The 19,504-nt window shown below is 74.6% G+C and carries 18 protein-coding genes and 1 pseudogene; 8 read left to right on the top strand and 11 right to left on the bottom strand.

Features of this window, described 5'->3' with window-relative positions:
• Window positions 1-28 precede the first annotated feature (28 nt).
• Both Sm713_RS34015 and Sm713_RS34010 read right to left on the bottom strand, forming a co-directional pair.
• The gene (locus tag Sm713_RS34015; RefSeq protein ID WP_212913788.1) at window positions 29-1,453 is read right to left on the bottom strand and encodes an aminotransferase class I/II-fold pyridoxal phosphate-dependent enzyme; all 1,425 of its coding nucleotides are present in this window, start codon (window positions 1,451-1,453) and stop codon (window positions 29-31) included.
• Window positions 1,454-1,584: 131 nt separating this feature from the next.
• Window positions 1,585-2,307, bottom strand: coding sequence for an ANTAR domain-containing response regulator (locus tag Sm713_RS34010; protein WP_212913787.1), 723 nt, complete (start codon window positions 2,305-2,307; stop codon window positions 1,585-1,587).
• Window positions 2,308-2,388: 81 nt separating this feature from the next.
• On the opposite strand from Sm713_RS34010, the gene Sm713_RS34005 reads away from it, so the two are divergent.
• Window positions 2,389-3,561, top strand: coding sequence for a GAF domain-containing protein (locus Sm713_RS34005; RefSeq protein ID WP_212913786.1), 1,173 nt, complete (start codon window positions 2,389-2,391; stop codon window positions 3,559-3,561).
• A gap of 194 nt (window positions 3,562-3,755) precedes the next feature.
• Here Sm713_RS34005 and Sm713_RS34000 read toward each other — a convergent pair whose 3' ends face one another.
• Window positions 3,756-4,565 (bottom strand): RNA polymerase sigma factor SigF, encoded by an 810-nt coding sequence (locus Sm713_RS34000; RefSeq protein ID WP_212913785.1) that lies wholly within the window; start codon window positions 4,563-4,565, stop codon window positions 3,756-3,758.
• Between the two features lie 179 nt (window positions 4,566-4,744).
• The gene (locus Sm713_RS33995) at window positions 4,745-4,933 is read right to left on the bottom strand and encodes a hypothetical protein (RefSeq protein WP_212915160.1); all 189 of its coding nucleotides are present in this window, start codon (window positions 4,931-4,933) and stop codon (window positions 4,745-4,747) included.
• Window positions 4,934-5,107: 174 nt separating this feature from the next.
• On the opposite strand from Sm713_RS33995, the gene Sm713_RS33990 reads away from it, so the two are divergent.
• The 3 genes from Sm713_RS33990 (at window position 5,108) to Sm713_RS33980 (ending at window position 6,807) form a co-directional block, all read left to right on the top strand.
• The gene (locus tag Sm713_RS33990) at window positions 5,108-5,494 is read left to right on the top strand and encodes a DUF2795 domain-containing protein (RefSeq protein ID WP_212913784.1); all 387 of its coding nucleotides are present in this window, start codon (window positions 5,108-5,110) and stop codon (window positions 5,492-5,494) included.
• 83 nt (window positions 5,495-5,577) lie between these two features.
• The gene (locus tag Sm713_RS33985) at window positions 5,578-6,060 is read left to right on the top strand and encodes a CBS domain-containing protein (RefSeq protein ID WP_212913783.1); all 483 of its coding nucleotides are present in this window, start codon (window positions 5,578-5,580) and stop codon (window positions 6,058-6,060) included.
• A gap of 204 nt (window positions 6,061-6,264) precedes the next feature.
• The gene (locus Sm713_RS33980) at window positions 6,265-6,807 is read left to right on the top strand and encodes a type 1 glutamine amidotransferase domain-containing protein (protein ID WP_212913782.1); all 543 of its coding nucleotides are present in this window, start codon (window positions 6,265-6,267) and stop codon (window positions 6,805-6,807) included.
• Between the two features lie 278 nt (window positions 6,808-7,085).
• Here Sm713_RS33980 and Sm713_RS33975 read toward each other — a convergent pair whose 3' ends face one another.
• Window positions 7,086-7,343, bottom strand: a complete 258-nt coding sequence (locus tag Sm713_RS33975) for a DUF6158 family protein (protein ID WP_212913781.1) — start codon at window positions 7,341-7,343, stop codon at window positions 7,086-7,088.
• Window positions 7,344-7,485: 142 nt separating this feature from the next.
• Between Sm713_RS33975 and Sm713_RS33970 the strand changes: the two genes are divergently transcribed.
• Window positions 7,486-8,604: a Vms1/Ankzf1 family peptidyl-tRNA hydrolase gene (locus tag Sm713_RS33970; RefSeq protein ID WP_212913780.1), complete on the top strand. Its 1,119-nt coding sequence runs from the start codon at window positions 7,486-7,488 to the stop codon at window positions 8,602-8,604.
• A gap of 92 nt (window positions 8,605-8,696) precedes the next feature.
• Here the strand turns inward: Sm713_RS33970 and Sm713_RS33965 are convergent, their stop codons facing one another.
• Complete coding sequence (locus Sm713_RS33965; RefSeq protein WP_212913779.1) at window positions 8,697-10,316, bottom strand: ABC-F family ATP-binding cassette domain-containing protein; 1,620 nt, start codon at window positions 10,314-10,316, stop codon at window positions 8,697-8,699.
• A 199-nt stretch (window positions 10,317-10,515) separates the two neighbouring features.
• On the opposite strand from Sm713_RS33965, the pseudogene Sm713_RS33960 reads away from it, so the two are divergent.
• Together Sm713_RS33960 and Sm713_RS33955 are read left to right on the top strand one after the other, a co-directional pair.
• Window positions 10,516-11,014, top strand: a pseudogene (locus Sm713_RS33960) (phosphatase PAP2 family protein); the annotation flags it as partial.
• Between the two features lie 312 nt (window positions 11,015-11,326).
• Window positions 11,327-12,136 (top strand): methyltransferase domain-containing protein, encoded by an 810-nt coding sequence (locus Sm713_RS33955; protein ID WP_212913778.1) that lies wholly within the window; start codon window positions 11,327-11,329, stop codon window positions 12,134-12,136.
• A 411-nt stretch (window positions 12,137-12,547) separates the two neighbouring features.
• Here the strand turns inward: Sm713_RS33955 and Sm713_RS33950 are convergent, their stop codons facing one another.
• The 4 genes from Sm713_RS33950 to Sm713_RS33935 all read right to left on the bottom strand — a co-directional run bounded on the left by Sm713_RS33950 (window position 12,548) and on the right by Sm713_RS33935 (window position 17,622).
• On the bottom strand, window positions 12,548-13,282 hold the full coding sequence (locus Sm713_RS33950) for a GvpL/GvpF family gas vesicle protein (RefSeq protein WP_308293209.1): 735 nt from the start codon (window positions 13,280-13,282) through the stop codon (window positions 12,548-12,550).
• Window positions 13,283-13,405: 123 nt separating this feature from the next.
• Window positions 13,406-14,320, bottom strand: a complete 915-nt coding sequence (gene ligD / locus Sm713_RS33945) for a non-homologous end-joining DNA ligase (protein ID WP_212913777.1) — start codon at window positions 14,318-14,320, stop codon at window positions 13,406-13,408.
• A 96-nt stretch (window positions 14,321-14,416) separates the two neighbouring features.
• On the bottom strand, window positions 14,417-16,261 hold the full coding sequence (locus Sm713_RS33940; protein WP_212915041.1) for a transketolase: 1,845 nt from the start codon (window positions 16,259-16,261) through the stop codon (window positions 14,417-14,419).
• A 29-nt stretch (window positions 16,262-16,290) separates the two neighbouring features.
• Window positions 16,291-17,622: an NAD(P)/FAD-dependent oxidoreductase gene (locus Sm713_RS33935; protein WP_212913776.1), complete on the bottom strand. Its 1,332-nt coding sequence runs from the start codon at window positions 17,620-17,622 to the stop codon at window positions 16,291-16,293.
• 174 nt (window positions 17,623-17,796) lie between these two features.
• On the opposite strand from Sm713_RS33935, the gene Sm713_RS33930 reads away from it, so the two are divergent.
• Entirely contained in the window at window positions 17,797-18,150 is a 354-nt protein-coding gene (locus tag Sm713_RS33930; protein ID WP_212913775.1) for a VOC family protein, read from the top strand.
• Between the two features lie 417 nt (window positions 18,151-18,567).
• Here the strand turns inward: Sm713_RS33930 and Sm713_RS33925 are convergent, their stop codons facing one another.
• A complete protein-coding gene (locus tag Sm713_RS33925) occupies window positions 18,568-19,473 on the bottom strand; it encodes an arginase family protein (protein ID WP_212913774.1) in 906 nt (301 codons plus the stop codon).
• Between the last annotated feature and the right edge of the window lie 31 nt (window positions 19,474-19,504).

Genomic DNA, 19,504 nt, shown 5'->3' with positions numbered 1-19,504 from the left:
TGATCGTGCGCCGGCGGCCGGCCGTGCCTCACGGCCTCTGCGCGGGCGGTGCGCCGTGCGGGCCGCCCGTCGCGCCGGCCCCGTCGTCCGGATCGCCGGACGGCTCGTTCCGCAGGTCGCCGAAGGCCGAGGCGAACGCGGCGAGCGCCACCGCCACATGGGGCAGCGCCAGCGGATCCGGTGCGGCCAGCGCCGCCGCGCGCTGCTCGGGCGTGGTGCCGAGCAGCGGGCCCGTGGACAGCCGCACCCTGAGGGCCGCGAGGTCGTCGCCGAAGCGGTGCCCGCCGGGCGCCGGCACGCCCAGCCTTTCGGTGAGGAAGTCCTCCAGCTCCTGCGCGTCCCGCACTCCGCGTGCCGCCAGTGCGGGGCGCAGCGGTGCGAGGTCCGCGTACAGGTGCCGGCCCGCCTGCGGTGGGCGCGCCAGCACGCCGACGGCCTGGGCCATGCGGTGGGCGGCGCCCGCCACGCGCGCGTGCAGCCGGGCCGCGGTGGCGAGCCGGGCGCGCACCTCCTCCGGCTCCGCCAGTGCGAGGGTGGCGGCGGCGGCGATCGGCGCGGCGATCCGGCCGCCCGCCGCCGTGAGCACGTCGAGGGAGCGGGCCCGTAGCGCGCGCCCCGTGTCCGTGTCCGCGAACCGCGCGACCGCGGCGGGCCATCCGGCCGGCAGGAACGCGCCGGCGAGATCGGCGATCACGGTGACGCCGTCAGGAACCATCTCCGCGGGGCTCACCACCACCGAGGCCTGCTCCAGGCCGCCGGCGCCGGGCCCGCGTGACGCCGGCTGCCCGGTCCCGGTCCCGCCGCCGGCACCGCGCGAGTGCAGGGGCACGCGCTGCGTGGTCCGGGGCCGGGGGGCCACGGGGTCGGGGCGGGCCGGCTGGTGGAGGGTGTCGCGGAGGGTCTCGTCGCTGATGATGTGCAGGCCCTCCCCCATCGCGGCCTCCACGGCCTCGTGCAGCACCTCGGGCGGGGGGACGGTGGCCGTGGGGTCGTCGGCGACGGACAGCACGAGCACCCGGGGGCGCCCTCCCTCGGCGCGCACCCGGCGCACCGCCTCCAGCAGCGCGTACGGGTCGGGCACACCGCCGCACTCCGCGGGCGTGGCCACCGGGAACACCGCGCGGTCCAGGGCCCGGGCCCCCGGCGCCCACCAGGCGGAGCACGGCCGGGGCACCAGCACGTCGCCGCCGAGCGCCGCGCAGACGGCGAGCAGCAGGAGCGGCGCGCCGGGGGCCGCGGCGAGAAGGCGGGGCTCCGCGGGCAGCCCGCGGCGCGCCCAGTAGCCGGCGGCGGCGTCCAGCAGCTCGGGGCCGCCGCCGGTCGGCTCCGCCGCCGTCCGGGCCGCCGCGGTCGCCACCGCCGCGGTCAGCTCCGGCAGCACCGGCAGGGCCGGATCGGGCAGGTCCGGACCCTGCCGCACGCTGCCCCGGCCCTCGTGGACCGCCATCCGCATACGCACCTCCAGACCCCGCCGCACCGCCGGCCCGGACCGTCCCGCGCGTCGGCGGGCCGGCCGTCACCCGGCCGTGCCCTCCGGGGCGGGCGCGGTGGGGTCACCCGTGCCGCGCATCGGGGCGCCCGGCCTCAGTCCCCCTCCGGGGCGGGCGCCAGGGACGCCAGTTCCTTCTCCAGACCGTGCCCGCGCGTGTCCACCAGTCGCTGGGCGACATCGGTGAGCTTGCGGTTCGTACCCTGGGATATGCGGCGCAGGACCGCGAAGGCGGCCTCCGCGTCGCACGACAGGACGTACATGACGATGCCGCAGGCCTGGTCGACCAGCGGCCTGGACCGCAGGGCGGCGCCCATGTGATCGAGTTCGGCGAGTGCCGACTGGTAGGCGCGGTCCCGCGCCAGGCCGGCGGTGGCGAGCTCGCCGAGCGCCTGTGCGGTGCCGCGGCCGGCGGCGGCGAGCCCACCGGCGTGGAAGCTGTAGAGACTGAGGGTGATGGTGAGGCCGTTGCGGCGGAACGGAAGCGTCAGGCTGGAGCGGACCCCCGAGTCGAGGGCCACCGCTCGGTACAGCGGCCAGCGCTCCTCGCGGAGCAGGTCGACCGCGTCCACCGGCCGGCCCTCCTCGGCCGCCGTCGGAATCGGCCCGTTGCCCGAGCGGAGCTGCACCGCGACCAGGGCCGACAGGTCCGGATGGGTGACGGCGGCCGGGCGGTCGGTGCCCGCATCGGACACCAGCGCGCTCGCGCCGCAGCAGTCGGCGGTGCAGTCCACCGCCTTCTCGGCGAGATCCGAGAGCCTGCGGCCCGGAAGTGCGGAGTCCGGAGTCTCGGGGCCCACGCGATCCGCGTCCGACATGGCACGTCCTCCTGTCTTTACCTTCTCTTTTACCTTCCCTCGCGCCCCACGGAAAACTGATTCACCAGTTAAGTTCGAGCTATGGCACAAACCGACGAGTTCGGCGAAGAGCTCGCCGACTTCGTACACCGTATCGCCGAGCTGAAGACCGCCCGAAGCGTTCCCGAAGGGGATCTCCGGGCCGTGCTCGATGCAGCGCTCTTCGAGCTCGACCATGCGGCCGGTCACTTGTGGCCACTGTACGAGCGCCTGGTGACCGGCGGCGCGCCGGCGCCGTCCGCGCCCCCCGGAGACCGTGCGGAGCACCAGCTGCTCCGGGCGCTGTTCCAGCGCTTCCCGCTGGCGGTGACGCTGGTGGACCGCGAGGCGGTGGTCCGCAGGATGAACTTCGCGGCGACCGTGCTCACCGGTGTCCGCGCCGGCTACGCGACGGGCCGGCCCCTCACGGGCTTCCTGGCCCATGCCGACCGTGCCGCCTTCCGCTCCCAGGTGGCCGCGGTGGCGCGCGGTGAGGGCGACCGGAGCCTGGTGGTGCGCCAGCAGCACGATCCGGAGGCCCGGCTGCGCGCCACCCTCACGGCGCTGCGGCCCACCAACGAGCCGCGGATCGTGGTGCTGGTGGTGCTCCAGCCCGTGGACGCCGAGGGGGCCCGGCGGATGGTGGACACCGCTTCCGACGGCGGGGCCGCCGCCCCGGCCGACGCGGTGGCGCTGCCCGACCTCACGGAGGCGACCCGTCACGCCGTGCTCACGGATCTGCTGGACAGCATGACCACGACCCTGCTCGGCGCACCGGCGGGCGAGGGCCCCGACGAGCTTCTGAGCCGAGCCGCGCAGGTGCTGCACGGCCGGTTCACGGACTGGGTGGTGGTCGACTCGGGCGCGGCGCGGCTGCGCCGGGTCGCGGTGCTGGCGCCCGAGGACGCCGGCACGCTCGCCGAGTCGCTGGCGAAGCAGGACCCCGCCGGGTGCCCCCTGGTGGTGGAGGCCGCACGGGGCGGATCCATGGCGGTCAAGGTGCGGCCGGAGGACACCGAGGAGTTCGGGCGCGACTCGTCGGGCGATCCGGTGCTGGTGCGTGCGAACGTGAGCTCGCTGGTGTGCGTGCCGCTGACGGACGCCAGGGACGGCGCCGTCCGCGGCGTGCTCACGCTGTTCCGCACCGGCCCCCGGGCGGCCTTCTCGATGGCCGAGGCCCAGGCGGTCGACGTGATGGCGCGGCACGTCGCGCTGGCACTGCGCCAGCGCGCCTGACGCCGCCGGATACAAAGCCGAAGGCACCGCGCGCACCCGCCGCGGGACGCGCCCGGCGGACACGGCGCGCGGCGGGAGGCACCACACCGCGGGCGCCGCCACCGCGCTCCGTCGCAGGGCGCCCGCCACGGGGCGTCCTGCGACGGAGCGGCGCGCGGCGACGGCCCGGCCGGTGCGGCCGGGCCGTGCGCCCCTCACGCGGCCTGCGGCATCGCCCGGTCGTGCAGGATGTCCTCCCGCAGCCGGCCGCAGCTCCTGCTGATCAACCGCGAGACGTGCATCTGCGAGATGCCGAGCTGCTCGGCGATCCTGCTCTGCGTCATGTCGCCGAAGAACCGCATGTAGAGAATGGCGCGCTCGCGCTCCGGCAATGCCCGCAGCCGCGGCTTGACGGCCTCCCGGTCGACGACGACGTCCAGCGCAGGGTCGAGCGAGCCGAGGGCGTCACGCAGCGCGTAACCGTCCTCGCTGCCCGGCAGCTCGGCGTCCAGTGAGAGCGCGGTGAAGCTGTCCAGCGCCTCCAGGCCGATCCTGGCGTCCTCCTCGCTCATCCCGGCGCGCTCGGCGATCTCGGGCACGCTCGGCAGCCGTCCGGAGACGGACTGGGTCAGGTCCTGGCAGGCGAAGCGGACGCGGTTGCGCAGGTCCTGGACGCGGCGCGGCACGTGCAGGGTCCACATGTGGTCCCTGAAGTGCCGCTTGATCTCCCCGGTGATCGTCGGCACCGCGTAGCTCTCGAAGGCGCAGCCGCGTGCCGGGTCGTAGCGGTCCACGGCCTTCACCAGGCCGAGGGCGGCCACCTGGCGGAGGTCCTCGTAGGACTCGCCGCGGCCGCGGAAGCGGCCGGCGAGCCGGTCCGCCATGGGAAGCCAGGCCTCCACGACCTCGTCGCGCAGTTCGTCGCGCTCGGTGCCTTCGGGAAGCTTGGTGAGGCGTCGGAAGGCATCGGAGGTGTCAGGGGCATCGTCGTGCGGGTGGTGCTTCGCTCGGGTGTTGGTTCGCATAGCGCGTGGCCACTCCCCTCAGAAGACGGAAACGGTCTTCGTGGGAGTGCGTCTGCCGCCAGGGACACACCCGGGGTGCGGATCGCCGCTCCCACGGACGTGCCTCCTGTCCGAAGCACTTGTGTGCTGGTGCCCTGGCGCGACCGCCCCGAAACATCCCCCATGCGGCTTACGCGTTCTCAGGCCCCACGGCCGCCGTCACCCGTCCCCGGCGTCACTCGCGAGTGTGGTTCGCGTGCCGGCGCGGGAGAGCGCCTCCGGGGTGCGGCGTCGTTGCGCACCGTGGGCAGCATCAGCTCCTCGTAGCGCCCGAGCGCCACCATCACACCCAGCATGACCACCGGCACGAACACGGCGAAAAACGCCATGGTCCCGTCCTTCCGCGGTATCTCCTGCAAAGGGGGTGATCACCGGGTGTCCCGCATGACATCGGATAAACCGCTGAAATCAGCCAGACCGCAAGTCGTGGGCACCCGCCCGTGTCGCGCCGGGCCCTACCGGGTACGCGACGGTGGTCCGTTTCCGCCCCGATGGAGGCAGACATGCAACGAGGCAGTGACCGGCTCAGCGTCCACCGCGACGATGAGATGAAGGCCGAGCTCCGCGGACTGCTGATGTCCGGGCACCCGACCCGGACGGAGGAGTGGAACGACCCGGAGCCGGTGGCCGAGGACGACCCGGAGGTCGCGACCGGACCCGTGACCCCGCAGCGCTCACCCACGGCGGTGGACGCGCTCCACTACGAGCTGGCGCGGAACCTGGGCCGTTCGGTGTTCCCGGCCAAGGCGGGCCGGCTGCGGGCCGCCCTGCGCGACAGGCACGCCCCGGACGCGCTGGTGGACGCGCTCAGGGACCTCCCGGGCCAGGTCAAGTACGCCAACTCCCACCAGGTCGCCGAAGCGCTGGTCCGGGGCCGTTCGGAGGCATAGGCAGGCATTCTGCGGGTACTGCGGCCAGGGTTGGTGGGGCGAGACGCACCTGAAGCAGCCGAGGAAGCAGAAAGGCCGCTGGCATGGCTGATTTCGTAAGGGACGTCATGACTCCGGGAGCAGTCGTGATCCCGCCGGACGCCTCGCTCGTCGAGGCAGCACAGCTGATGCGCGCCCAGGGCATCGGCGACGTGCTGGTGGCCTCAGGGCAGCGCGTGCTGGGCGTGCTCACGGACCGTGACATCACCCTGCGCGCGGTCGCGGAAGGCGCGGACCCGCTGACGGTGAGCGCACGGGCCGTGTGCACGCCCAACCCCGTGGTGGTCGGCCCCGACGACTCGGTCCTGGTGGCCGCCGGGCTGATGCGCGAGCACGCGGTCAGGCGGCTGCCGGTCGTGCACGACGGCCGTGTGGTCGGCGTCGTCAGCATGGGCGATCTGGCCGTGGTCGACGAGCCCGAGTCGACCCTGGCGGAGATCAGGCGCGCCGACGGGCACGGCTGGCGCACGGACGTCGGCAGGCCCAGGGGCGGACCCGATCTCGCGGGTCCGGCTCTCGACCGGTGAACGGCACAGGCGCCCGGTGACCCTCGCGGGCTCCGGCGCGTGCCGCCGGTTTACGGCGCTCGGATCCGGTGACCCGCGGTGGGCGCCGGCCGCCCGGGCAGCGGATGTCGCCGGGCGGGGCGAGTGCGGCCGCGGAGCCGCCGGGGCCGCGGTGGGCGGGTGGGCCAAACGAACAGTTCCGATCGAGGAAAGGCGAGACTACCGATGCGTATTGCATTTCTGATGGCTCCCGCAGGCGTCGAGCAGGTCGAGCTCACCGAACCGTGGCAGGCCGTGCAGGACGCCGGTGACGAGCCCGTGCTGATCTCGACGAAGCCCGGACGCGTGCAGGCGTTCCAGGGTCTGGACAAGGGCGACACGTTCCCCGTGGACGAGATCGTCTCCGATGTGTCGGCCGGCTCCTTCGGCGGCCTGGTGCTGCCGGGCGGCGTGGCCAACCCGGACTTCCTGCGGATGGACCGGCAGGCGGTCTCCTTCGTGAGCGACTTCTTCTCCCAGGGGCGCCCGGTCGCCTCGATCTGCCACGGGCCCTGGACGCTGGTGGAGGCGGACGCCGTGCGTGGGCGGACGCTCACGTCGTGGCCGAGCCTGCGCACCGACATCAAGAACGCCGGCGGCACCTGGGTCGACGAAGAGGTGCACATCTGCGAGCAGGGCAACAACGTGCTGATCACCAGCCGGAAGCCGGCCGACCTGCCGGCGTTCTGCGAGGCGTTCCTGAGGGAGTTCGGCCGGGCGATGGTGTGAGCCGTCCGCCGATCGCGGGCAACCGAGCGTGCGGGCCGCCGGCACCGGTCACATGACCGGGCCGGACGGCCCGTTACGGCGGGTGGGTGCGGTCGCGCGGATCACGCCGCGCGGCCGCCCCACCCGCTCATCGTTCAACGCGGCTCTTGCGCGGCTCCTCGTTGATGCGCAGTTCGCCGTTCATAGCGGCTTGTCCCTCACCGGACGCCGTTCATCGCGGCTTGCCCTTCACCGGACGCGGCGGATCCGCGGGCCGTGCCGCCGTCGGGCAGAGGCGGTCACCAGACGCCGGCGGATCCGGGGCGCTCCACGGCGGCCTCGCGTTCGCGGGCGCCGGCGCGGGTGCGGCCGTGGGCGATCTGGCGGCGCGGGTGGCGGCGCAGGTACTCGCCCTCCAACTGGGCCATGCGTTCGTTGTGGACGCGCAGCGCGTCGTTCGAGCCGTACAGCAGCGTGTCGTGACGGGTGCGGTGGATCGCCTCCAGCTCCTTCATGAGCTGCTGGTCGTCCAGGCGCCCCGGGTCGACTCCTGTCATGTGGCACCCCCTGGTGCGGTGGTCGCTCGGTCGTGGTCGTCATGTGGTGATCGGCACGGTTCCCTCGCCGTGTCGCGGTGCGGTGTTCGGGTACCCGCGCGACGGCACAGGACCACATACGAACAGGCGCCAGGAGGCAGTCATGGACCTCGCCTTTCTCCAGCCGCTGTACGAACGTCCCGGGCCCTGGGCCTCGGTCTACGCGGACACCTCGCACCACACCGAGTCCACGGCCGAGGAGCGGGTGCTGATCGCCCAGGGCGTCGAGAGGCAGCTGGCGGAGCAGGGCACGGACGAGCGCACCGCGCGGGCGGTGCGCGGCGCGCTGGAGGAGCTGCGGCACTCGGCCGAGCCGCTGGGCCGGGCGGTGTTCGCCACCGGCGGGGAGGTGGTGCTCGACCCGCCGCTGGCCGCGGCGCCCGGCGCCACCACGGCGACCTGGGCGAGCCTGCCGCACACCGCCCCGCTGCTGGACCTGGCGGGCGAGGACCCGCTGTGCCTGGTGGCGTACGTGGACCGGCGCGGCGCCGAGTTCGAGCTGCGCGGAGCGCGCGGCAGCGAGCAGGCCGGCGAGGTGGCGGGCCGGCAGTGGCCGATCCACCTCACGCGCAGCGCCGACTGGTCGGAGCGGCACTTCCAGTTCCGGGTGGAGGACACCTGGGAGCACAACGCCGAGCAGACCGCGCAGGCGCTCGCGGCCCAGCAGGAGGAGGTCCGCGCGGACCTGGTCGTCCTCGTCGGCGACGACCGGGAACGGCGGTCCGTGCACGACAAGCTGCCCCTCCCGGTGCGTGAGATCGCGGTGGAGGCCGCGCACGGCGCCGGGAGCCGGCTGCTGCACGAGGAGCTGGAGCGGCTGCGCATCGACCACGTCCGGGACCGCGCGGCCCGGGACATGGAGCGCTTCCACGCCGCCCGCGCCCCCGACGAGCGGGGCCGGCTGGGCGCGGTGGAGGGCGTGCCCGCGCTGGTGGAGGTGGCCAGGGAGCACCGCATCGCGGAGCTGCTGGTGCGGCCCGGAGCGCCCGACGCGCACCGGCGGGTCTGGGTGGGCGAGGACCCGGACCAGGTGGCGGTGCGCCGTACGGAGAGCAAGCCCTTGGGCGAGCCGGAACCCTGGCCCGCGCGTGCCGACGACGCGCTGCTCAGGTCCGCCGCCGTCACGGGCGCGTCCGCCCTGTCGGTCGCCTCGGCAGGCCCGGACGACAGTCCGGTGGGCGGCCTCGGGGCTGTGCTGCGGTGGCGGGAGCCGGCCGCCTGAGCGCCGCCCGCGCGAGCGGCGCGCTCGGGGCGCGCCCCCGGCGTGCCGTTTGGGCGCGGTCCAGATGAGCCAGCCCCCAACGGGCCCCAGCTCTACCGGGCCCGGTCCACCCGCCGCTCGTCCCAGACCGGTTCCGGGGTCTCCCGGAGGCGGCCGTCGCTGCCGAAGACCAGGAAGCGGTCGAAGGAGCGGGCGAACCAGCGGTCGTGGGTGACCGCGACGACCGTGCCGTCGAAGGCCTCCAGGCCCTCCTGGAGCGCCTCGGCGGATTCCAGGTCGAGGTTGTCGGTGGGTTCGTCCAGCAGCAGGGCGGTCGCTCCGGCCAGCTCAAGCAGCAGGATCTGGAAGCGGGCCTGCTGCCCGCCGGAGAGCCGGTCGAACGGCTGTTCCGCCTGGCCGGTGAGCTCGTAGCGGCGCAGCCGGGACATGGCCGCCCCGCGGTCCTTGGCGTGCTCCCGCCAGAGGATGTCGAGGAGGGTTCGGCCGTCCAGCTCCGGGTGGGCGTGGGTCTGGGCGAAGTGGCCGGGCACCACGCGGGCACCCAGCCGCCAGGCTCCGGTGTGCGCCACGCCGTCCCCGGCGAGCAGCCGCAGGAAGTGCGACTTCCCCGAACCGTTGGATCCGAGCACGGCGACCCGTTCGCCGTAGTAGACCTCCAGGTCGAACGGCTGCATCAGCCCGGTCAGCTCCAGGCCCTCGCAGATGACCGCCCGCACGCCGGTGCGGCCGCCCTTGAGCCGCATCCGGATGTCCTGCTCGCGCGGCGGCTCGGGCGGGGGTCCCGCTTCCTCGAACTTGCGCAGCCGGGTCTGGGCGGCGTGGTAGCGGGAGGCCATGTCAGGGCTGTTCTCGGCGGCCTGGCGGAGCGTCAGCACCAGCTTCCTGAGCTGGGCGTGCCGCTCGTCCCAGCGGCGGCGCAGCTCCTCGAAGCGGGCGAACCGCTCCCGGCGCGCCTCGTGGTACGTCGCGAACCCGCCGCCGTGCACCCACGCCTCGGCGCCCCCCGCTCCCGGCTCGACGCTGACGATCCGCTGGGCGGCGCGGGCCAGCAGTTCCCGGTCGTGCGAGACGAACAGCACGGTCTTGCGGGTCTGGGCGAGCTGCTCCTCCAGCCAGCGCTTGCCGGGTACGTCGAGGTAGTTGTCCGGCTCGTCGAGGAGCAGGACCTCGTCGGGGCCGCGCAGCAGGGCCTCCAGGACGAGGCGTTTCTGCTCGCCGCCGCTGAGGGTGCGCACCTCGCGCCACTGGGCCTTCTCGTAGGGGACGCCGAGGGCGGCCGTGGTGCAGATGTCCCAGAGGGTCTCCGACTCGTAGCCCTGGGCCTCCGCCCAGTCGGAGAGCGCCTGGGCGTAGGCCATCTGGGCGGCCTCGTCGTCAACGGTCATGACGGCGTGCTCGGCGGCGTCGACGGCGGCGGCCGCCGTGCGGATGCGCGGCGGCGCGACGGACACCAGCAGGTCGCGGACGGTGCTGGTGTCCCGCACGGAGCCCACGAACTGGCGCATCACGCCGAGCCCGCCGCTGGAGGTGACGGTTCCGCCGTGTGGCTTCAGCTCGCCGGACAGCAGCCGCAGGAGGGTGGTCTTGCCCGCGCCGTTCGGCCCGACGAGTGCCACCACGGAGCCCTCGCCGACGCGGAAGGAGACATCACCGAGCAGCACCCTCCCGTCCGGGAGGTGGTATTCCAGGTGTCCGGCCTCCAGATGTCCCATGAGGTGGCATTCTCGCCGTCGGGGCCCCGTTCGACCAAGTCGTTTTCGGCGCGGGCGGGCCCGGTGGTGTGTCAGACATGTTTCGGGAGGTGCGCGGGTGGCGAAGCGTCGGGTCGGGTACCGGGTGGGGATGTACGTTGACGCGGAGGTTCCGGCCGAGGACGCCGAGTCCGCCCTGCTGGGGTGGCTCACGACCGTGGACGTGCGGCTCTTCGAAGCGGTGGCGGGCCGCCACTGGCCGGGCGGCGACCGCGTGCTGCCGCGGCTGAGCCGGGCGGCCAACCACGGGGTGCTCTGGTTCGGGGTGGCGACGGCGCTCGCCGCCACCGGCGCGCCCCGCGCGCGCCGCGCGGCCGTCCAGGGGGTGGCCTCGCTGGCGCTCGCCTCCACCACCATCAACACCCTGGCCAAGCGCTCGGTGCGCCGCCCGCGCCCGCTGCTGGACGCGGTGCCGCTGGTGCGGCGGCTGAAGCGGCAGCCCGTGACCACCTCGTTCCCGTCCGGCCATGCGGCCTCCGCCGCGGCCTTCGCGACCGGAGTGGCGCTGGAGTCGGGGCGCTGGGGCACGGCCGTGGTCCCGCTGGCCGCCGCGGTGGCGCTGTCCCGGGTCTACACCGGTGTGCACTACCCGAGCGACGTGCTGGTCGGCGCGGCTCTGGGCACCGGGGCGGCCTTCGCGGTACGCGGCGCGGTGGCGGTACGGGAGGCGGCCCGAAAGCAGGTGAACGGTGAGCGGGAGGGCCGGGGAACGGCCGCGGGAGACGGACGCCACGCGGTACCGGACATCCGTCCCTGAGCACTGCCGCTGCCCACCATATGAGACGCACTGTCTCAACATACGAAGACTCCCTTACCGTTCTGGAGGCAGCGGAACGCCGTCGCGCCGGCGCGCTCCGGCGTGCCCACGGGCGCCTGGCGCCGCCCTTCGGCGTGCCGGCACGGCCGGCGTTCCCGGTGCCCGAGCCTCCCCCCAGTCACCGCTGGGAGGTGCCCCCAGAAAGGAGACCCCCATGCCGGAGGAGACCGCCGTCTACACGCACGGCCACCACGAGTCGGTGCTGCGCTCCCACACCTGGCGCACCGCGGCCAACTCCGCCGCGTACCTGCTCGGCGCCCTCAAGCCGCACATGCGGATCCTGGACATCGGCTGCGGGCCGGGCACCATCACCGCGGACCTGGCGGCGCTGGTGCCCGAGGGGCACGTCACCGGCCTCGACCGCGCGCCCGGCGTGCTGGCCCAGGCACGCGAGACCGCCGAGGCGCGGGGCCTCGCCAATGTCGACTTCTCGACCGGCGACGTGCACGCCCTGGACTTCCCGGACGACACCTTCTGCGTGGTCCACGCGCACCAGGTGCTCCAGCACGTCGGCGACCCGGTCCAGGCGCTGCGCGAGATGCGGCGGGTCTGCAAGCCCACCGGGTACGTCGCCGTGCGCGACGTCGACTACGCCTCGATGACCTGGTACCCCCTGTCCGAGCCCATGGACGCCTGGCTGGACGTCTACCGCCGGGTGGCCCGCGCCAACGGCGGCGAGCCCGACGCCGGCCGCCGGCTGCGCTCCTGGGCGCTCCAGGCCGGGTTCACGGACGTCGTCTCCACGGCGGGCACGTGGTGCTACAGCACCCCGGAGGAGCGCACCTGGTGGAGCGAGCTGTGGGCGGACCGCACCCTGGTCTCCGAGTACGCGGACCGTGCGGTGGAGGGGGGCCACGCGACCCACGAGGAGCTCCGGGGGTTCTCCGAGGCGTGGCGGGAGTGGGGAGCGCGGGAGGATGGCTGGTTCGCCATGCTGCACGGGGAGATCCTCTGTCGCGCGTAAGCGCCCCTGGGGGCGCGGTCAGCCGGGATTCGCCTGCGGCGGGCTGTCGGCGCCCGCCCCTTGCGGTCCCTTCTTCGGCCACCAGCCCGTTGTGGCTCGTCGCGCGGTTCCCCGCGCCCCTTTCGGGGCGCTGCCGGCCCCTCACGATTCGCCTGCGGCGGGCCATGGGATCCAGCCCCTGGCGGTCTCTTCTTCGGCCACCGGCCCGTAGTGGCTTGTCGCGCAGTTCCCCGCGCCCCTCATCACGGGCGCTGCGCGCCCGGCTCGGGGCCGGCAGCGCCCCGGAAGGGGCGCGGGGAACTGCGCGCTCAGGCTCCACCGGCCGGTGGCCGAGAACGAGACCGGAAGGGGCCGATGCCGATGGCCCGCCGCAGGCGAATCGTGGTGGCGCCGACGGCCCCCGCGCCCCTTTTACGGGCGCTCCGTAAAGGAATACCCCGCCCACGGCCCCGTGAGTTCGACGTGCAGGCCGGCCACGGCCCCCTTCACCGCCTCCACCTCCGCGACGAACTCCCCCGCCACGCTCCGGTCGAGCAGGTACGCCGCGTTGAGGACCAGTACCCCGGCGGGCCCGACGAGTTCGGGCGGTGCGTCGTGCACGGACCACGGCCGGGCGGGCGGGTCGAGACGGGACTCGCGGGCCATGCCCGCGAGTCGCTCGTGCAGCCGCCGTCCCAGCTCGCCCGCCTCCTCGCGGGTGCCGTCCGGCTCCGCGCGCTCCGCGTACACGCGCACGCCCCACTCCACGCGGCCGTCCAGCCTGTCGAGCGCCTGCCGGAAGTAGTCGCCCCTGGCCTCCAGCAGGCCCCTCACGGCGCTGTCGTCGCGCAGCACGGTCACCGGGCGCACCGGCAGCGGGGTCGTGACGGTGCTGAGCGCGGCCACGACACGCTGGTGGGCGCGGACCGTCCCGGTGAGCCAGTCGGGGCTGGCGAGGTGCTCCGAGAGCGCTCGGGCGGAGAAGTCCGCGGCCGGGACCGCGCCCACCACGGCCACCAGTTCGCCGTGCCGCAGCGGCCTGGGCGGCGCGCCGGCCACGCCCACCAGCTCGGCCTGGAGGGCCGCGGTGAACGGACGGCACACGGCGTAGACGTACCGCATGGTCCCCGACTCGCCCACGGCCGTCCCGCTGCTCGCTCCGGTCACTGCGTGCTCCTCTCCCACCTCCGCGGTGGCAGCCGTCGGTCCCACTGGATCACCCCGTACCACGCTCGTACCTCGCCGGCGCGTCCCCCTCACCTGCTCCCGCCGCCGGATCCGGCCGGTTCCTCAGTCCCGCCGTGCGTGCAGCCTGCGCCGGGCCGGGCCGAGGGCGCGTCCCCTCAGCGGCAGGTCCGCCCAGGGCTTCGTGCGCGCGTGCTCGACGGCGTTCTCCAGGGTCCATCGCCGGGCCGTCACGGCCGGGTCGGCCACCTGGTCCCAGGAGAGCGGCGCGGCCACCGGCGCGCCGCGCTTGGCGCGCACGGTCCAGGGCGTGACGGAGGTCTGGGCGTAGGCGTTGCGCTGGACGTCGAGGTAGAGCCGTCCGTCGCGGTCCTTCTTGCGGATCGCGGTGGTCAGCGTCCGGGGGTGGGCGTCCGCCAGGGCCTGGGCCACCTCGTGGGCGAAGTCGCGCACCTCGTCGAAGCCGGCCCGGCCGTCCAGCGGCACGATGACGTGCAGGCCGCGCGAGCCCGTCGTCATCGCCGCGGACGGCAGCCGCAACTCGTCGAAGAAGTCGTGCAGGAGCAGGGCGGCCTCGCGCACCGGCTCGAACTCCGCGTCCGGCGGGTCGAGGTCGAAGACCAGCCGGTCCGGCCGGTCGACGTCCCGCTCCCGGGACTGCCAGCGGTGCAGCGTGACGCAGGCCTGGTCGGCGAGGAAGACGAGCGTGGCGGCGTTGTCGCACACGGTGTGGGTGACGGTGCCGCCCTCCTTGGCCACCGTCACCCGTTCGATCCAGCCGGGATAGTGGTCCGGGGTGTCCTTCTGCATGAAGCGGGGCCCGCTCACGCCGTCCGGGCAGCGCTCCAGCATCAGGGGACGGCCGCGCAGCTGGGGCAGCATGAACGGTGCGACGGCGCGGTGGTAGTCGACGAGGTCCGCCTTGGTCCACCCGTCCTCGGGGAAGAGGACCTTGTCCGGCCGCCGCACGGTGACGGCCCGCCCCCCGGCCCGCACCGTCCGGGCGTTCTCGCTGGCCACGCGGCCGTCTCCTCTCTCGATCGTCCGGGTCGCGGTGCGGGCCCCCGGGTGGCGCGACGCGGGCGCCACGGGAGCAGGGCGGGCGCGGGCGCCCGCTCAGCTCACGACCGCGTGCTCGACGAGCAGCCGTGCGCTCGCCGCGATCGCCTCGGCGTCGATGCCCGCGGCGTGCATCTGCTCGGCGGACGTGGCGGAGCCGGGCATCGTGCGGACCGCGAGCCGGATCAACCGGGGCACCGGGCGGCCGTCGGTGAAGGCGTCGAGAACGGCGTCGCCGATGCCGCCCTCCTCGTGGTGGTCCTCCACGGTGAGCAGGCAGCCGGTCTCGTCCGCGGCCGTGCGCAGGGTGTTCCGGTCGACGGGCTTCACGGAGTACAGGTCGATCACCCGGGCCGAGATGCCCTCGATGGCGAGGCTGTCGGCCGCTGACAGCGCCTCGGGCACGGTCACCCCGGCGGCGACGATCGTCAGCCGGTCGTCGGCGCCCGAGCGCAGCACCTTGCTGCCGCCGATCGGGAAGGTCTCCCCGGGCCCGTAGATGACGGGGGTCTCGCCGCGCGAGGTGCGCAGGTAGCCGATGCCGGGCCGGTCGGCGAGCTCCGCCACGAGGTGGGCGGTCTGGTTGGCGTCGCACGGGTACAGCACCGTGCTGCCGTGCACGGCCCGCATCATGGAGAGGTCCTCCAGGCCCATCTGCGAGGGACCGTCCTCGCCGATGGCCACGCCGGCGTGCGAGCCGACGAGGTTGATGTCGGCACCGCTGGCCGCGGCCATCCGGATGAAATCGTGGGCGCGGGTGAGGAACGCGGCGAACGTCCCCGCGTACGGCTTCCAGCCGCGCGCCGCCATGCCCACCGCCGCGGCCACGAGCTGCTGTTCCGCGATGTAGAGCTCGAAGTAGCGCTCGGGGTGCTCCTTGGCGAAGAACTGCGTACGGGTGGAGTCGCCGACCTCGCCGTCCAGGGCCACCACGTCGCCCCGCGCGGTACCCAGCGCCGTGAGCGCCTCGCCGTAGGCGTTGCGGGTGGCCACCTTGCCGCCCCTCTCGTAGGCGGGCAGATCCAGATGGCCCTCGCGCACCACGTGCAGCGCCCGTACCGCGGGCGGCGGCTGGACCGAGACGCGCAGGTCGCGCTCCCCGCCCAGCTCCTCGACGGCCTCGGCGGCGTTGCCCAGCGGCTTGCCGTGCCAGCCCTCCTGGTCCTCCACGGCGGCCACGCCCTTGCCCTTGAGGGTGCGGGCCAGGATGACGGTGGGCTGCCCGGCCGTCGAGGCGGCCTCGGTGAACGCGACGTCGATGGCGTCCACGTCATGGCCGTCGATCTCGATGGTGTGCCAGCCGAACGCGGCGAACCTGCGCGCGTAGGCGTCCAGGTCGTGGCCGTGCCGGGTGGGGCCGCGCTGGCCCAGCCGGTTGATGTCGGCGATCAGGGTGAGGTGGTCGAGGTTCTCGTGGCCGGCGGTCTCGGCGGCCTCCCAGACGGAGCCCTCGGCCAGCTCGCTGTCCCCGCACAGCACCCACACCCGGTAGTCGACGTGGTCGAGGCGCTTGCCCGCCAGCGCCTCCCCCACGCCGATCGGCAGGCCCTGGCCCAGCGACCCCGTGGCCACCTCCACCCACGGCAGCCGCGGCGTCGGGTGGCCCTCCAGGCGGCTGCCGGCCTTGCGGAACGTCAGCAGCTCGGGGTCGCTGATCGCGCCGGCCGCCTTGTACGCGGAGTACAGCAGCGGCGAGGCGTGGCCCTTGGAGAGGATGAAGCGGTCGTTGCCGGGGTGCTCGGGGCGGTCGAAGTCGTAGTGCAGATGGCGCGCGAGCAGGACGGCCATCAGGTCCGCCGCGGACATCGAGGACGTCGGGTGCCCGGAGCCCGCCGCGTCCGCGGCGCGCACGCTGTCCACCCGGAGCTGCTGCCCCAGGTCGGACAGCTCCTGCACGGTCATGTCATGGGTCAGGCCGAGGGTCGTCATGATCAGTGGTCCTCCGTGGAGTCGCTGGGGCCGCCGAGTACCCGGGCCAGCTCCGGCGACGCCGACTCCAGCGGTACGGAGCCGGACCGCACCAGGCCGAGCTGGACGCCCTGGCGCGGCAGGATCGCGTCCAGCAGCCAGTCGGCGGCGACCCGGACGCGGTTGCCGGGCATCGAGGCGAGGTGGTAGCCGCGGCCGAGCGCGCCGGCGACGGGTCCCGACAGCGGGATGCCGAACGGGTTGGCGGCGGCACGCGCCCCGCCGAGGTCGACGGTGAAGCCCATGTCGCGGTGGCGGTAGGGGGCCCGGGTGCCGTGGCCGAGGGAGGCGGCGACGTTGCGTGCGGCGGTCTTCCCCTGCCGCCACGCGTGCTGGGCCGTCATCGGGGCGGGGCTGCCCGGGTTGTTGGGGTCCGGCACGGCCGCCGCGTCGCCGCACGCGAACACCTCCGGATGGCCCGGCACGTTCAGGTACTCGTCGACCACCAGGCGGCCGCGGTCCAGCGGCCGGTCCAGGCCGTCCACCACCGGGTCGGGACGCACGCCGACACACCAGATCAGCGTCCTGGTGTCCACGTGCTCGCCGGTGTCCAGCAGGACGCCCCGGGAGGTCGCCTCCTTGACGGAGGTGTGGGTGTGCACCTCCACGCCCCGCTTGCGCAGCACCCGGTCCGCGGTGCGCGACAGGCGCTCGTCCATCTCGGGCAGCACCCGCGGCGCGATGTCCAGCAGCATCCAGCGCGGGCGGATGCCCTCGCGCAGCGGGTTGTCGCGGACCAGGGCGTCGGTGAACATCTTGCCCTGCGCGGCGACCTCGGTGCCGGTGTACCCGGCGCCGACCACGACGAAGGTGCACCGCGACTGGCAGGTGTCCGGGTGCTCGGCCGCGGACGCCAGCTCTATCTGCCGGGTCACGTGGTCGCGCAGGTAGAGCGCCTCGGGGATGCCCCGGAAACCGTGGGCGTGCCGGGCGACGCCGGGTATCGGCAGCAGCTTGTTGACGCTGCCCACCGACAGCACCAGACGGTCGTAGCCGAGCTCCCCGCGGCCGCCCTCGGGGTCGGCGTAGCGCACGGTGCGCCGCTCCAGGTCGATGTCGTCGGCCTCGCCGAGCACGTGCTTGACGTGCGGCAGGGTGCCGCCGAGCGAGACGGTGGTCCTGCGCGGCTCCAGCACCGCGGCGGCGACCTGCGGGAGCAGCGGCAGGTACAGGAAGTAGTCGGTGGGGTTCAGCAGGGTGATGTCCGCCCGGCCCCGGGAGAGCCGGCTCAGGGTACGGGCGGCGCGGTAGCCGGCGAAGCCGGCACCGACGATCACGATGCGGGATCGGCTCACGATTCGCCTCCAGCGGCGGGTAGGGCCACGGCGCCACCGGGCGGGGCCGACGGGGGGCCATGCGCCCGGCAGAACTTCCGCGTAACCGTGTCCGCGGGGTCCCAAACGTCGGCACGCGGGCCCTCCTCACCGGAAACGATCACTTCAGGCCGCGGCGGCAACTAGTCTCCCCGTATGGAAATCCTGGGAACCACACTGCGCATCTGCGTCGCGGACCTGGAGGCCGCGGTGCCGTTCTACGAGCGGCTGGCCGGCAGCCCGGCGATGCGCTTCGAGCGCGGCGGGGTGTCGGTGGCCGCGGTCGGCTGCTTCCTGCTGATGAGCGGGCCTGAGCAGGAGCTCGAAGTCCTCCGGAAGGTGACGGCGACGATCGCGGTCGAGGACGTCGAGGCGACCCGCGACGTGCTCAGCGCGTCGGGTGCGCACATCGTCGCCGGTCCGCTGCCGTCGCCGGCGGGGCGCAATCTGATCGCCATGCATCCCGACGGGTCGGTCTTCGAGTACGCGGACCGGCGCGCGGGGGTCTAGATTCCGCGGTTCCGGTTCGCGGGCTTCGGGGTGCGTGGGTCCGGGGAGTGCGGTGCCCCCCGGGCGGGGGCCCGTCTGCCCCTTCCGGGCGGTGGCCACGTGACGGTGTCGTCGTGGCCGGCCGCACGGTGTCGTCGTGGCCGGCCGTGCAGTTCCCCGCGCCCCTTGAGGGACGGGGCTTCGCCCCGATCAAGGGGCGGGAGCTGTATCGGTATGGGGTTCGTCGCGTGGGCGTGACAGCGCCCTGAAAGGGGCGCGGGGAACCGCGCGACCAGCCACGACGACACCAGCAGATCGTCACCGCCCCAAAGGGGCAGTCTCTGTCGTCTCCGGTCCACCGGCCGGTGGGGCTTACTCGCGCGGTTCCCCGCGCCCCTCCGGACCGCTCCGGCCAGGGGCTCTCGGGAGCGCGCCGGCTCAGGAGTGCGCGAAGGCGGCGGTGACCAGGTCCGCGAGGAGCCCGGCCGCGGCTCCGTCCGGGTCGAGGTCGGGGTCGTAGGAGCTGACGGTGAGGCCGGCGCAGCGCGGGGAGTTCAGCAGCGGGGTGAGCAGTGCGGCGACCTCGTCCGGGAACAGCCCGTCGGCGTCCGGGCTGTCCACGGCGGGCATCACGGACGGGTCGAGCACATCGGCGTCGAAGTGCACCCAGAAGCCGTCCAGGATGTCCGCCTCCAGGCTGGTGGCCGCGGCGCGCACGACGTCGTCGGAACCCCGTTCGCGGATGGTGCCGACCGTCGCCGCGGGGATGTTCAGGGCGGTCAGCTCCGCGTGCTGGGGGTCGTCGCGCAGGGCGTCCCGCAGGCCGAGCAGCCGGACGTCCTCGTCGCGCAGGTAGGGCCGCAGGCCCTCCAGGTCGGTGAGGTCGCGCTGGCCGCGGCCGGTGGAGAGCGCCAGCTCCTCGCCGCCCGCGGCGCCGACCCCGTCGGAGTTGCCGGGGTGCCGGAAGTCGGCGGAGGCGTCCACGGAGGCCAGGCCGTAGCGGCCGGTGCGGCGCAGTGCCAGCGCGGCGCCGAGCTGGATGGAGCAGTCGCCACCCAGCACGACGGGGAGGTCGCCGGCGCGCACGTGGTACTCGACGCGGTCGGCGAGGCGGCGGGTGTAGACGGCGAGGGCGGGAGCGTTGAAGACTCCGTCGCCCTCGCGCCAGTCGCCGCGGTCGTAGCGGGGCGGCACCACGACGCCGCCCTCCAGCGCGCCGAGCCGCCGCACCAGCCCCTGCTCGCGCAGCGCGCCCGCCAGCTTGTAGCAGCCGGGCACCGTGCCGGGCGCGGGCGGGCGCAGTCCCAGGTTGGAGGGCGCGTCCACGACCACGATGTTCCGCATGCGCCCATCGTCGCCGAGGCGCGCATCCGCC

Source organism: Streptomyces sp. TS71-3 (assembly GCF_018327685.1).
Lineage (GTDB): Bacteria > Actinomycetota > Actinomycetes > Streptomycetales > Streptomycetaceae > Streptomyces.
Note: the sequence above shows the minus strand (reverse complement) of the source record. Positions and strands in the feature narration are given on the sequence as shown.

Bases quoted from the DNA above. Each gene is read 5' to 3' on its own strand.
- Sm713_RS34015 (WP_212913788.1), bottom strand. From the start codon at position 1,453: ATGCGGATGGCGGTCCACGAGGGCCGGGGCAGCGTGCGGCAGGGTCCG.
- Sm713_RS34010 (WP_212913787.1), bottom strand. From the start codon at position 2,307: ATGTCGGACGCGGATCGCGTGGGCCCCGAGACTCCGGACTCCGCACTT.
- Sm713_RS34005 (WP_212913786.1), top strand. From the start codon at position 2,389: ATGGCACAAACCGACGAGTTCGGCGAAGAGCTCGCCGACTTCGTACAC.
- Sm713_RS34000 (WP_212913785.1), bottom strand. From the start codon at position 4,565: ATGCGAACCAACACCCGAGCGAAGCACCACCCGCACGACGATGCCCCT.
- Sm713_RS33995 (WP_212915160.1), bottom strand. From the start codon at position 4,933: ATGGCGTTTTTCGCCGTGTTCGTGCCGGTGGTCATGCTGGGTGTGATG.
- Sm713_RS33990 (WP_212913784.1), top strand. From the start codon at position 5,108: ATGCAACGAGGCAGTGACCGGCTCAGCGTCCACCGCGACGATGAGATG.
- Sm713_RS33985 (WP_212913783.1), top strand. From the start codon at position 5,578: ATGGCTGATTTCGTAAGGGACGTCATGACTCCGGGAGCAGTCGTGATC.
- Sm713_RS33980 (WP_212913782.1), top strand. From the start codon at position 6,265: ATGCGTATTGCATTTCTGATGGCTCCCGCAGGCGTCGAGCAGGTCGAG.
- Sm713_RS33975 (WP_212913781.1), bottom strand. From the start codon at position 7,343: ATGACAGGAGTCGACCCGGGGCGCCTGGACGACCAGCAGCTCATGAAG.
- Sm713_RS33970 (WP_212913780.1), top strand. From the start codon at position 7,486: ATGGACCTCGCCTTTCTCCAGCCGCTGTACGAACGTCCCGGGCCCTGG.
- Sm713_RS33965 (WP_212913779.1), bottom strand. From the start codon at position 10,316: ATGGGACATCTGGAGGCCGGACACCTGGAATACCACCTCCCGGACGGG.
- Sm713_RS33955 (WP_212913778.1), top strand. From the start codon at position 11,327: ATGCCGGAGGAGACCGCCGTCTACACGCACGGCCACCACGAGTCGGTG.
- Sm713_RS33940 (WP_212915041.1), bottom strand. From the start codon at position 16,261: ATGACCGTGCAGGAGCTGTCCGACCTGGGGCAGCAGCTCCGGGTGGAC.
- Sm713_RS33930 (WP_212913775.1), top strand. From the start codon at position 17,797: ATGGAAATCCTGGGAACCACACTGCGCATCTGCGTCGCGGACCTGGAG.
- Sm713_RS33925 (WP_212913774.1), bottom strand. From the start codon at position 19,473: ATGCGGAACATCGTGGTCGTGGACGCGCCCTCCAACCTGGGACTGCGC.